The following is a 12993-nucleotide window of genomic DNA, read 5'->3' as shown; positions in this document are numbered from 1 at the left end:
GTTTCATGGCCGAGCGCATCAGACTTCGCCAGATCTGCCTTCTTACTGATCGGCTTGAACCGCTCATCGATACATTGATTGCGGTCTTCGGCTTGCAGGTCTGCCACGGAAAGGCCGATCTCACGCGATATGGCGTTCCTTACGAGGAGCCCCCCGCGCATTCGGCTGCCTTCTTCTCCAAGCATGGACTTGCCAGCGCACAGCTTCCTATCGGTGACACATTCCTGGAACTGGTCGCTCCAACCCGTCACGATACACCGGCCGGCCGATATCTTAATCGCCGAGGCGGAGGCGGCTACATGGTGATTACCGAGGTCGAGCAGACGGACCCTTTCCTCAAACGCGTGGAGGATCACGGGGTCAGACTCGCCGGCGTGGTCGATTACCCCACCTATCATGAGCTTCAACTCGACCCGCGCGATATCGGGGCTTCGATCCTTTCGTTTTCCAGCCATAAGCAGGACGAGCCCTTCGATGGGCAATGGTACCCGGCCGGCGCGCATTGGCGCGACAGGGTCCAGCCCGGCTACAGGGCGATCCGCAGTGCAGAGCTTGCCTGTGCGGACCCGGCGCGAACGGCTCGGCAGTGGGCGGCGGTGATTGGAAGGGACGCGATCGCCGTTGGGGATGCCTTGCGCATTCCGCTGGATGATTCGGAGGTCAGGTTCGTCCATGACCTGGAGGGGCGGGGCGATCGTCTCGATGCGATTTACATCGAGGCCGACGATTTCTCAACGGCAACACGCGCAGCGCGAGAGGCCGGTCTCGTCGTGAGTGACGGTGCGATTGTCATTGGAGGTCTCAAATTCAGGGAGGTGTCTTCCGATGGCGCCAATTGATCTTCTCTTTACATTTTTGAACGGCTTATCCACCGGAATGGCGGTGTTCCTCGTCGCGGCCGGTCTGACGCTGATCTTCGGCATTCTGAAGATCCTCAACTTCGCACATGGCGCCTTCTTCATGATTGGTGCCTATGTCGCGTACTCGATTACTGGCAGCAATCCGTCGTCGCTGTGGATCTTCATTCTGGCCGCTCTCGTCGCGGGCGTCGTGGTTGCCGCCCTTGGTTTCGTCACGGACCGGATCGTTCTACGCCGTCTGCGAAACGTGGACGAGGCTTATACGCTGATTGCGACGTTTGCGGTCGTTCTCATCTGCTCAGGTGTCGTCAAGTTGATCTGGGGTGTAAACTACGCGTCGGTCAACCCGCCCCCGCTTCTCGACGGGGCGATTGCGGCCGGTCCTCTTTTCATCCCGAGCTATTCGCTGTTCGTCATCATAGCAGGGTTCGCCGTGTACCTTGCGCTCGACATAGCGATCCACCGGACCTGGATCGGGAAGCTGCTCCAATCCGTTGCGAACGATGGCTGGATGTCCGGCCTGCTCGGCATCAACGTGCCGTTTGCACTGACGAGTACGGTCATTGCGAGCTTTATGCTGGCCGGTCTTGCCGGAGGGCTTCTTCTCGCCAACCAGACGCTCTCGCCGATCCTCGGAGAAAGTTACCTTCTGCTGGCGTTCATGGCCGTCATCATCGGCGGGCTCGGGAATGTGCGTGGCGCCTTCCTGGCATCCGTACTGCTGGGCGTCATCGAGAGTGGGAGCTCGCTTCTCATCCCAAACATGCCGGGCATGGCGACCTACGTCTTTGTCATCCTGTTCCTGCTCGCAAAACCACAAGGGCTCCTGGGAGGGCATCGGATATGAGGCTCATAAATACCGTGCTCTTCGCCGCCTGCCTCGCGGTGATGTTCACCATCCCCTTATGGGCGGACCAGGGTATCCTCTTCATCGCCGGCTTGGTTCTGGTGGAGATGGTCTTCGCGCTCTCGTGGAATCTGCTTTTCGGATTTACCGGGCTGGCGAGCTTCGGGCACGCTGCATTCTTTGCCATTGGCGCGTATCTCTGCGGCTATGCGCTTCGGGCAGATATTGGAGCACCGTTTCTGCTCCTGATCCTTGCAGCGGGAGTTGCCGGTGCATTGGCGGCCGTCCTCACCGGAATCGTGCTACTGCGCCGCACGACGGGAATTCACCTGGCGATCTTCACACTCGCTCTGGCGGAAATTCTGCGGATCCTCGTGGGCTACAGCACCGCTCTTGGACGGGAGGACGGGCTTGCCTCCATCCCCCGTCCGTCGCTTGAGCTCGGGTTTGCGAGCTTCGACCTGGCCTCAGGCGAGGCATATTACTGGTTCTTGTGTATTGCGGCTTCCGTTATAGTGGGTTTCCTGTGGCTCATCTGCCACGGACCATTCGGTCGCATCCTGGTCAGCATCCGGCAGGATCCCGAACGGACCACGTTCATGGGCATCAATGTTCCGGCCTACCGGCTCGCCGCTTTCACGATCTCAGGGGCGACATCGGGAATGGCCGGTGCGCTCTACGCTCCTTGGGCGCAAATTGTTACGCCGGAATCCGCGCACTGGATCCATTCCACGCAACCGATGCTGGCCTCTCTGCTGGGTGGCGCTCAATCGTTCTGGGGACCCGTCGTCGGAACCGTCCTGTTCTCGATCATCAACTATTCGACCCGAAATCTGGTCGGCCTCGCCGAGCTGGTCATCGGGGTGGTCCTCCTCGTGATCGTGCTTGCAGCTCCAAGTGGCGTCGTCGGTTTGGTGCATGAGTTGAGGCGCCGGCTGACGGCGCGTGTTTCTCATGCCGGGCCCGGGGCAGAAGGCAAGGCTGGTTCAAAAGGCAAATTCGTTCAGGAGGCTGCATGACGACTCTGTTGAACGTAGACAACGTCTACAAGAGCTACGGTAGCCTGCCTGTTCTCAAGGGCATTTCACTAACGGTGGAGGAGAAGGAGACTTTCGCCATCATCGGCCCGAACGGAGCCGGAAAGACGACTCTCTTCCGGGTGATGACGGGCGAGGTTCTGTCAGAGCGGGGTCGGATCACCTATGCCGACCACGACGTGACCGGCATGTCGGCACATGACCGCGTCCAGCTCGGAATGGGCCGAACGTTCCAAGTGGCCCGGGTTTTCCCCGAGTTCAGTGTTGAGGAGAACATCATCGTCGCCATTGAAGCACGGCTTCGGAGCCGTTCCGAAAGCTCGCTCCCGTGGTACAGGACGAGGCCGAGGAGCAGCGTGCGGGAGGAAGCGGGAGCACTTCTGCAAGATCTGGATCTCTGGAGCAAGAAGGCGACGGAGGCCAAGTTCCTGTCGCATGGGGACAAGAAGCGCCTCGAACTTGGAATTGCACTTGCGGGTAAGCCGCAAATCTTGATGCTAGACGAGCCGACGGCAGGCATGTCACCCTCCGACCGTATCGCGACTACAGAATTGATCATTCGGCTGAGAGCCGCCAATGCGATGACTGTTGTCATGACTGAACATGACATGGATGTCATCTTCGGCCTCGCAAACCGCATCCTCGTAATGAATCAGGGCGAGATGATTGCAATCGGCACGATTGACGAGGTTCGTGCCAATCCGATCGTCCGCGAGGTTTATCTAGGCAAGGAAATGTACGGTGCTGACGGTTGAAAACTTGACAGCCTTCTATGGCGAAAGCCAAATCCTGCACGATGTGTCGCTCGCCGTCGACAACGGTGGGCGCGTCGCCATCGTCGGTAGAAATGGTGCGGGAAAGTCGACCCTTTTCAAAAGCATCATGAATGCTGGGCCACGAGCTGTCGGGAAAATTCTGTGGAACGGCGTAGATCTCGGCAGCACTCCGAGCTACAAGCGTGTACGCGCAGGCTTAGCCTTGGTCCCTGAAGACCGCCGCATCTTTGGCCATGTGACGGTGCTGGAAAACATCGCCATGTCCCAATACGGCGTCTTGGCCGGCGAGACACCTCTCGACCCCGAATCCGTAATCCAGCGTTTTCCGATGCTCGTTCCGCTCAAAGACAGGCTCGGCGGACAGCTGAGCGGCGGACAGCAGCAGATGGTCGCCGTTGCGCGGGCGATCGCAGCGCGACCCAGGCTGATGATGCTGGACGAGCCGACGGAAGGTCTTGCACCGATAATCATTGAGCAACTCGCCAAGGATGTGGTTACCGTCTGCAACGAGAACGAGGCAGGCCTCCTCCTGAGCGAGCAGAATCTCTGGTTTGCGAAGCAATGCACAGATCGGGTCTATGTGATCGACACCGGACGGATTGTTTTCGAAGGTGATTGGGCCACGCTCGACGAAAACGCGGATATCAAGCAGCGCTACTTGGCAGTGTGAGTTGACCGAGGTGGTAGGATTGTGACAGACGAGATAACGGACTGCAGCATCTACGATTACATTATCGTCGGGGCAGGGTCGGCAGGTTGCGTGCTTGCGAACCGGCTGTCTAAGGACGCCCAGAACTCGGTTTGCCTCCTCGAGGCTGGCGGAAAGGACAATTGGATTTGGTTTCACATCCCGGTCGGCTATCTGTTCGCGATCGGCAACCCCCGCGCCGATTGGATGTTCAAGACGGAATCCGAAGCAGGCCTGAACGGACGCGTGCTGAACTACCCTCGCGGCAAGGTGCTTGGCGGATCCTCGGCCATCAACGCCATGATCTATATGCGCGGCCAGAAAGAAGATTACGATAATTGGCGTCAGCTCGGCTTGGAAGGTTGGGGCTGGGATGATGTGAAGCCTATCTTCCGTCAGCACGTGGACCATTGCCTTGGCGTAGGCGAACATCATGGCACGGGTGGAGAGTGGCGCGTGGAGGAGTCCCGCGTCCGGTGGGAGATCCTCGATGCGTTCATTGAGGCCGCCGGCGAGGCGGGATTTCCCCGCGTCAGCGATTTTAATACCGGAAACAACGAGGGAATCGCATACTTCCACGTCAACCAGAAGAATGGGCGGCGCTGGTCTTCGGCGCGGGCCTTCTTGAAGCCTATACTATCCCGGAAGAACCTAAAGGTCGAGACCCACGCCCACGCCACGCGTATTCTGTTCGAGGGCAAGCGAGCCGTAGGCATAGAATTCTTGCAGGACGGCGCAGTGCGGCGCATCCGTGCGCGCGGGGAGGTGATCTTGTCGGCCGGAGCCATCGCGTCACCGCAGCTGCTGCAGCTATCCGGCATCGGAGATGGCGCCTTCCTTCAGCAGCATGGGATCGATGTGGTTCGCCATCTACCAGGGGTCGGTGAGAACTTGCAAGACCACCTGCAGCTGCGCCCCATCTATAGGGTCAAGGGTGTGCGGACACTCAACGAAGATTACCGCTCCCTGATCAAGAAGGGACATATGGCGCTCGAATATGCTCTCTTTCGCCGAGGGCCGCTGACCATGGCACCTTCCCAGTTGGGGGCCTTCACTCGGTCATCACCTAACTACGCGACTCCGAACCTCCAGTTCCATATCCAACCCCTGTCGCTAGACAAATTCGGGGAGGACCCGCACCCCTTCCCGGCTTTTACGACAAGCGTGTGCAACCTGCGGCCCGCGAGCCGCGGCACGGTGAAGATCCGCAGCCACAATCCAAGCGACCCACCCATGATTCGCCCAAACTATCTGACAGCGGACGAGGACCAAAGAGTGGCGGTTGATGCCCTGCGCATCGCTCGGCGCATCGTGTCTATGCCTGCGCTCCAGAAGTATCGTCCTGAGGAGTACAAGCCGGGTGCGCAGCTGAGGACGGATGAAGAGCTCCTGCATGGAGCTCGCGAGATCGGAACCACGATCTTCCACCCGGTTGGCACGGCCAAGATGGGCATTGATGCCGATCCAATGGCCGTGACCGATGCTCGCCTGCGTGTGCGTGGCGTGGAAGGACTACGTGTCATTGACGCTTCCGTCATGCCCGCCATTACCAGCGGCAACACGAATTCGCCCACTCTAATGATCGCTGAGAAGGGTGCCGCGATGATCCTTCAGGACAGAGCCGGGGCCTCGGCTCCCATGCTGGCATTCGCCTGAGGCAGGCGTCAGCGCCCCTGGCAGCCGTGCGGTCTGTCGTACATCGAGGCCATAAACTAGGTCGCAGGCCATTCAGACCCTGGTCTTGCTTTGGTTTAGAGCCGAAGCAAGACCAGTCATTCGCTTCTATCGAACGGTTACATGCAGGACTCGGCACAAGCCATGCCGCGGGATCCTCTTTTCACCTACAATGATGTTAGAAACACGATCCCGTGGGTGGCTAAGAAAGTTGATTTAGAATTCGATTTCGATAAAGTGTCATCTATGGCGGACCGGCATAGGACGGCCGAAGCTAGCTAATCAGGTACAATCTATGAAGAACTTTCGTATGGACAATCACGTCCAAGCCACCGTCCAAGCCCGATCGTGGCAGGTACGTCGGGATGCTCGTGCCGCGCGGTGGCCTTTGGAGAACGCTGCGCGGACCGCCCTGATCGAGGGAAAGCGCGCAATCACCTATGGCCGCCTGATCAACGAGGCCTGCTCTCTCAACGGCTATCTCACAATGGCGGGTCTCGTAACTGGCGATGTCATCTCCTACCAGTTGCCGAACCGGTAGGAGGCGGCGGTGATCAACCCGCAGTGGCAATGGGCAGTTCCGTGGACTCGGGGGGAGATTTTCGCCAGCATACCGAACTTCACAAACGTGAAGCTAGTCGTACAACTCAATGCAGAAATGCTCTGAAAATCTGGGGGAGAAACGCCATGCGCAGGTCAGCCGTATCAAAGGTCATTTGTCCGAGTTTTTTACAAACCGCTCTCACGGTCGGCATAGTGGCGATCGGGGCCTCGGGCGCCGCCTGGGCCGATGACGAAAGACCAGTAAAGATTGGCGTCCTCGGAGATCACAGCTCTCCTCTGGCGAACCTCGGCGGCCCAGCTCTCGCAGAGGCGGTCCGGATGGCAGTCGAAGACTTCGGCGGTGTAGTACTTGGTAAGAAAATTGAGATCACCACCGCAGATAATCAGGCCAAAACCGACATCGGTGCCACGATCGCTCGGCGCTGGTTCGATATCGAGAATGTCGACGTCATCACGGATGTAACCGGATCCGCGATAGCCTTTGCGGTCATGGAATTGTCACGTGACAAGAAGAAGAACGTCCTCGTAACGGCCTCAGGCAGCTCCGATATCACCGGCGCCAAATGCTCGCCGTACACCACCCACTGGAACTACGACACCTATGCGCTGGCCCAGACCGCAGGATCTTCTCTGGCAAGCAAGGGCGAGAAGTGGTTCTATATAACCGTCGACTATGCCTTTGGCCACTCGGTGGAGAAGGATTCCATCAGCGCAGTCACCCGCGCTGGCGCAAAAGTTGTCGGGGCCACGAGAGCCCCTCTCGACACCCATGACTTCTCGTCTTACCTACTCACCGCCCAGGCATCCGGAGCCGACATCATCGCTCTGGCGAATGCGGGCGGAAATCTCCACAACAACATGAAACAGGCAGCCGAGTTCGGCTTAACAGAGCGCGGGCAGAAATTGGTTCCACTCGTTGCCTTCATTGACGACATCCATGCCCTCGGATTGAACAGCACACAAGGCGTTCGCTTCGCAACAGCGTTCTATTGGGACGCCTCGGGAAAGTCCCGCGGGTTCTCCCAACGCTTCTTTGAGCGGACGAAGCGGATGCCCAACCAGAATATGGCGGCGACCTACGATGCCGTGACCCATTACCTGCGCGCCGTACAAGCTGTTCAGACGAAGGACGCCGAAAAAGTCGCGGCCAAGATGAGGGAAATGCCAGTCGGCGGACTGCTCAACAACGCTTACGTGCGCAAAGACGGGCGAGTCGTTTACGACATGTACGTGGTCGAGACGAAAAAAACTGAAGACTCGAAAAGCGGGTGGGATCTTCTGCGGGTTACCGATGTAGTCCCCGGTGCGAAGGCCTTCCGTCCGGTCGAAAGCGGAGGCTGTCCCCTCGTCAAATAGGGGCACCCTCCGCCAGTAGCATCGGCCACATCCATTCAATGATGCGACCCCGGACACGCCTCTCAGGCCACGTGGCGTGTCCGGGCTCTCAAAAACAACGGACAGATGTGTCCAATATTATGGAGGACTGCAGGTGACGGAAAAGGAATTCTCCAAGGGTGTCGCCGTCGTCGCAGGTGGAAGTGGGGCAATTGGTGGTGCGGTCTGCCTCGCACTCGCGAGGGCAGGCTCGGCCGTTGCTTTAACCTACCGTTCGAATCGCACCGCGGCTGAAAATCTCAAGGACAAGATCCTATCTATGGGCGGATCGGCAGATATCTGCCAAGTCGCAATCGAGGAACCCGCATCGGTTGCGAACTTCATCGACCGAGCACTGCACCGACATGGATCGATACACTCGGTCGTTTACGCATCAGGGCCGCAGATCCCCCTAAAGTATATTAACTCCCTCAGCCCTCAGGAATGGGCTGACGTCATGAATGTCGATGTGAACGGTTGCTTCAATCTGATCAATGCTGCGCTACCCCACCTCAAGGCGCAAGGTGGGGGATCGGTGGTTGCTGTCACGACTACAGCTGTCGAACGTGTACCTCAACGCGATATACTTTCGGCAGCCCCGAAAGCAGCCATCGAAGTCCTTATCCGGGGACTTGCGAAGGAGGAAGGCCGGTATGGCATACGGGCCAACTCAGTCGCCCCGGGCCTTCTCGAGGAGGGTCTCGGGCGCGAGTTCATCGATCACGGCCTAACGCCGGATCTAGTTGATAAGTTTCGTAGATCCGTTCCTGTGAAGAGGTTCGGGTTTGCTGAAGAGATTGCTGATGCAGTCATATTCTTGCTGTCGGCCAAGGCGCGCTACATCACCGGCCAGACGCTAGCCGTCGACGGTGGAATGCAACTCTGACTGACTCGCTCAATGTGGTGGGCCACCGCATGCATTATCGCCGACCTGCCAGTTGCCAGCCAGGCGTGGTTGAGCCGGACGCTGCTCCATCACGCCCTCGACACACGGACCAGCCCCCGGTGGATCAGGCCTCCCGACGGCCAGCATCTCAACCATCACGGTAAGAGCGAGAATGAAGACCGCAACAAGGCTCTTCTGCCGCACTATATCGATGCGGAATTGACGGAGCAGCTCCAAGCTGAGCGGGAAGTTTTGTGGTGAGTGAAAATTCCGCCGAGTTCCGTGAGGGACTGCGGCCCGTTGTCGAAAAGTGCGATCCGGATTTCCGGGTCGTAGAGTCCGATGCTGCCGTCCTGGAGAAAGTTCAATGAATACGACCGTTTGTTTTCCCAAGGGCACCCGAGTCGAGACCTGCGGGATCAAGCGCGCCGCCGTGATCGGCGCAGGCTCCATGGGCGCCGGCATCGCGGCGCAGTTCGCCAATGCGGGCGTTTCGGTCGACCTGCTCGATATCCCTGGTAACGACGCCTCATCCCGCAACGCTCCCGCGCAGGCGGGGCTCGACCGGCAGATGAAGGCGAACGGTTTCATGCACCCGGGCGCCGTCGGACTGGTGCGCATCGGCAACGTGGAGGACGATCTCGACCGCCTGGCGGAGGCCGACTGGATCGTCGAAGCCGTCATCGAAAAGCTCGACGTGAAGCGCGACTTGTATCGCAGGCTGGAGCAGGTGAGGAAGCCGGGCTCCATCGTGTCCTCCAACACCTCCACCATTCAGCGCGTCGATCTCATAAATGGCTTGAGCGACACATTCGCGGCCGATTTCATCATCACCCACTTCTTCAATCCGCCCCGCCCCATGCGGCTGGTGGAGATTGTCAGCGCTTCGGAAAACAGCCCCGAACTCGTGGCCCGGGCACGCGCCGCGTGCGAGACCATCCTGGGCAAAACCGTTATCGATTGCCGCGACACGCCCGGCTTCATCGCCAATCGTGTCGGCTGCTATTGGACCGCTATGGCCACTCTCGAAGGCAAGCGCCTGGGGCTGACGGTCGAGGAGGCGGATACCGTCATGGCGGCATTCGGCGTGCCGCGCACCGGTGTCTTCGGTCTGCTCGATCTCATCGGCATCGATCTGGTGCCGCATGTGTGGGGCAGCCTGATCGCGAGCCTGCCTCTCTCTGACGACATTCACTCCTTCGTCTTGCCGTCCGACCCGCTAGTTAAGAACATGATCGCCGCCGGTCGGTTCGGCCGAAAGGCGAAGGCGGGCTTCTATCGGATCGCTGCTGACAAATCCCGCGAAGCTCTCGACATGACGTTGGGCGAGTATCGCAAGGAGGCTCCCGTCAAGACCTCGGAGCTTCCGGGCAAGGGGCGTGATTTCTCCGCGCTCATTGATGCGGAGAGTCGTCCCGGACAATACGCTTGGAGCGTTCTGTCGAGGCTCGTGGCCTACGCGGCCGAGTGCGGTCCGGAGATCGCGGACGACATCGGCGCGATCGACGTAGCCATGGAGCTTGGCTATGCTTGGAAGAACGGACCGTTCAAACTCGCCGACCGCTATGGTGCGGCCAATATCATGATGCGCATGAAGCAGGATGGGCAAGAGGTGCCCTCCCTGTTGCAAGCGGCTGCCGAGAACGGCGGTTTTTACGATGCGCGCGGCCTTGCCTTGCGAACGGACGGGACGAGAGTGGCAGCGTCCATGAACGCTTCTCGCCTGAGCCTGCCCGCGATCAAGCTTGCTCGCCCAAGAGTGCTTGGAAGCGAGGCGGCATCCTTGTGGGACGCCGGCAATGGCGTGGCTTGCTTCGAGGTCCACACCAAGATGAACAGCCTCGGGCCGCCCGTGTTCGACGTTCTGGAAGAGACGCTCGGCAAGGTTGTCTCCGACTTTCGCGCCCTGGTGATCGGTAACGACGACTCCCGCGCCTTCTCGGCGGGGGCGGATCTCGCCTTCTTCATCGATTGTGTGCGTCGAAAGGATTGGACCTCGCTCGACAGATCAATCGTGCGCGGCCAAGCCCTTTTCCTTGAGATGAAGTACGCACCCTTCCCCGTCGTGGCGGCTGCGGCGGGCCTGGCGCTCGGCGGTGGCTGCGAGTTCATGCTCCACTGCAGTGCGATCGTTGCCCATGCGGAGCTCAACGCAGGCTTGCCCGAGCCGAAGGTCGGCCTGATTCCCGGATGGGGCGGCTGCACCCAGCTCCTGCTTCGCCTTGAGGCCGGAGGCGGGAAAGATGCGACCGAGGCAGCCTTGTCGGCCTTCGAGATCATTCTTGCCGACCGTCCGTCGTCCTCGGCTCTTGAAGCGCGCGACATGCATCTGGTGCGCGCAGGCGACGACATCGCGATGAACCGTGATCATCTCCTGAGCTATGCCATCCAGCGCGCTATCTCCATGGCGGACGCAGGGTACGTCCCCGAGGGCCGCGCCCGAATCCAGGTCGCCGGTCTGCAAGGAAAGCAGAAGCTCATGAGCGCTCTCCAAGGACGGCCGGATTCCGGCTCCCTGACCGAGATGGATATTGCGGTGGCCGGTATGCTGGCGGCGGTTCTCACAGGCGGCCAAGGTGCCAATCCCGCCAAGTCGATGAGCGAGGAGGAAATGATGAGCCTGGAGCGTGGGGCGGTGCTCGCCCTGGCGAAGATTCCCACCACGAAGGAGCGCATCGAGCATATTCTCGCGACGGGTAAGCCCCTGCGCAATTGAAAGAAGCAACGCAAGATGAAAGCTGCGCCCGGGCGACCACTGTCCGGTCAACGGTGGCGCGGCTTTCGTCCCCGTCTAACCGAATCTTCGGTTCGGCGAACGTCCGGCGTACGTACTATTCAGAGCAACAGACGAAAAGACATTCGGGGGACACCCTATGGCTCGCAACGTTTACATCGCAAGCGCTGTCCGCACCGCCATCGGAAGCTTCGGGGGTTCTCTGTCGAGCCACTCGCCCAGCCAGCTCGGGGCGCTCTGCGTGGCGGAGGCCCTGCAGCGCGCTCAAGTCCAGGGAGGTGAAGTCGGGCACGTGGTGTTCGGCAACGTGATCGTCACTGAGTCCAAGGACGCCTATCTTGCGCGAATTGCGGCCATGGAAGGAGGCATTCCGAAGGAGGTTCCGGCGCTCACCGTCAACCGGCTTTGCGGCAGCGGTGTTCAGGCCATCGTGTCGGCGGCTCAGTCCATCATGCTAGAGGATACGGATATCGCGGTGGCCGGCGGCGCGGAGGTCATGAGCCGCGCGCCGCATCTCCTGCAAACCTCGCGCTTCGGGCAGCGTTTAGGCGACGTGGTCGCCGTGGATCACCTCACCGGCATTCTGACGGACCCGTTCGGCAATGGCATCATGGGCGTCACGGCGGAAAACGTCGCGGAGCGCTTTGGCGTTTCCCGCGCCGATCAGGACGCCTTCGCGCTCGAGAGCCAGCAGCGCGCCGCCAACGCCATTAAGGCCGGTGTGTTCAAGTCTCAGATCTTACCTGTGGAAGTGACAAAGGGACGGACAGTTGCGAGCTTTGACACGGACGAGCATCCGCGCCTGTCGCCGTTGGAGGCGCTGGCGGGTCTTCGCCCCACGTTCAAGACGGACGGCACGGTCACGGCTGGCAACGCCTCTGGCATCAATGACGGCGCAGCCGCGGTCGTGTTGATGAGCGAGGATGAGGTAAAGCGCCGGAAGAGCGACTTGCTCGTGCGCATTGTTGGCTATACCCATGCGGGCGTAGAGCCGAGTGAGATGGGCATTGGGCCAATCCCAGCGGTCAGGAAGCTGCTGCAGCGCACCGGTCTGCGCGTCGAGGATTTTGACGTGATCGAGTCCAACGAAGCGTTCGCGGCACAGGCCTGCGCTGTTTCGCGTGAACTCGGATTCGATCCGGACAAGGTCAACGTTAACGGCGGCGCGATCGCGCTCGGGCACCCTGTCGGCGCTACCGGTGCGATCCTCACCGTCAAGACAATGTACGAGCTCAACCGCATTCGCGGGCGCTACGGGCTGATCACCATGTGCATCGGCGGCGGCCAAGGCATTGCCATGGCAGTCGAGCGCATCTGACGCTCAAGCCTCCTCATTGAGGACAGGGAGGAAGCCACCTGTTGACGCTTGATAGGCTTGCACGGTGCAAGCCGGCTCCGTCCTATACCAAGCAAAAGGAATTCTTTTATGAAGCTTCTTGTGTGCGTGAAGCGGGTTGTTGACTACAACGTGAAGATCCGGGTGAAGCCGGACGGGTCTGGCGTTGAGCTTTCGAACGTGAAGATGTCGATGAACCCCTTTGACGAGATTGCCG

11 protein-coding genes and 1 pseudogene are annotated in these 12993 nt (G+C 59.8%); all 12 read left to right on the top strand.

Annotation, left to right across the window (positions count from 1 at the left end; translation table 11 throughout):
- The first annotated feature begins 5 nt into the window (after window positions 1-5).
- The gene (locus tag GR328_RS25220; RefSeq protein ID WP_160888413.1) at window positions 6-839 is read left to right on the top strand and encodes a VOC family protein; all 834 of its coding nucleotides are present in this window, start codon (window positions 6-8) and stop codon (window positions 837-839) included.
- On the top strand, window positions 826-1707 hold the full coding sequence (locus GR328_RS25215) for a branched-chain amino acid ABC transporter permease (protein WP_160888412.1): 882 nt from the start codon (window positions 826-828) through the stop codon (window positions 1705-1707). The genes GR328_RS25220 and GR328_RS25215 overlap by 14 nt, the downstream gene beginning before the upstream one ends.
- A complete protein-coding gene (locus GR328_RS25210; protein WP_160888411.1) occupies window positions 1704-2726 on the top strand; it encodes a branched-chain amino acid ABC transporter permease in 1023 nt (340 codons plus the stop codon). Before GR328_RS25215 ends, GR328_RS25210 begins: the two co-directional genes overlap by 4 nt.
- Window positions 2723-3499, top strand: a complete 777-nt coding sequence (locus tag GR328_RS25205) for an ABC transporter ATP-binding protein (protein WP_160888410.1) — start codon at window positions 2723-2725, stop codon at window positions 3497-3499. The genes GR328_RS25210 and GR328_RS25205 overlap by 4 nt, the downstream gene beginning before the upstream one ends.
- Complete coding sequence (locus tag GR328_RS25200; RefSeq protein ID WP_160888409.1) at window positions 3486-4190, top strand: ATP-binding cassette domain-containing protein; 705 nt, start codon at window positions 3486-3488, stop codon at window positions 4188-4190. The genes GR328_RS25205 and GR328_RS25200 overlap by 14 nt, the downstream gene beginning before the upstream one ends.
- A gap of 21 nt (window positions 4191-4211) precedes the next feature.
- The gene (locus GR328_RS25195; RefSeq protein WP_343039487.1) at window positions 4212-5864 is read left to right on the top strand and encodes a GMC family oxidoreductase; all 1653 of its coding nucleotides are present in this window, start codon (window positions 4212-4214) and stop codon (window positions 5862-5864) included.
- 328 nt (window positions 5865-6192) lie between these two features.
- Window positions 6193-6423 carry a hypothetical protein gene (locus GR328_RS25190; protein ID WP_160888408.1) on the top strand — a complete coding sequence of 77 codons (231 nt, stop codon included), beginning with the start codon at window positions 6193-6195 and terminating at the stop codon, window positions 6421-6423.
- 146 nt (window positions 6424-6569) lie between these two features.
- Window positions 6570-7802 (top strand): ABC transporter substrate-binding protein, encoded by a 1233-nt coding sequence (locus tag GR328_RS25185; protein ID WP_160888407.1) that lies wholly within the window; start codon window positions 6570-6572, stop codon window positions 7800-7802.
- Window positions 7803-7935: 133 nt separating this feature from the next.
- Window positions 7936-8706, top strand: a complete 771-nt coding sequence (locus GR328_RS25180; RefSeq protein ID WP_205790299.1) for an SDR family oxidoreductase — start codon at window positions 7936-7938, stop codon at window positions 8704-8706.
- 367 nt (window positions 8707-9073) lie between these two features.
- A complete protein-coding gene (locus tag GR328_RS25175; protein WP_160888406.1) occupies window positions 9074-11422 on the top strand; it encodes a 3-hydroxyacyl-CoA dehydrogenase NAD-binding domain-containing protein in 2349 nt (782 codons plus the stop codon).
- Between the two features lie 157 nt (window positions 11423-11579).
- Window positions 11580-12758, top strand: coding sequence for a beta-ketothiolase BktB (gene bktB / locus GR328_RS25170; protein WP_160888405.1), 1179 nt, complete (start codon window positions 11580-11582; stop codon window positions 12756-12758).
- A gap of 108 nt (window positions 12759-12866) precedes the next feature.
- Window positions 12867-12993: pseudogene (locus tag GR328_RS27810) on the top strand (electron transfer flavoprotein subunit beta/FixA family protein); the annotation flags it as partial.

Source organism: Microvirga makkahensis, from assembly GCF_009830105.1.
In the GTDB taxonomy this organism is placed as follows: Bacteria; Pseudomonadota; Alphaproteobacteria; order Rhizobiales; family Beijerinckiaceae; genus Microvirga; species Microvirga makkahensis.
The sequence above is the reverse complement of the archived record's forward strand: the minus strand, read 5'-3'. Positions and strand labels throughout refer to the sequence as shown.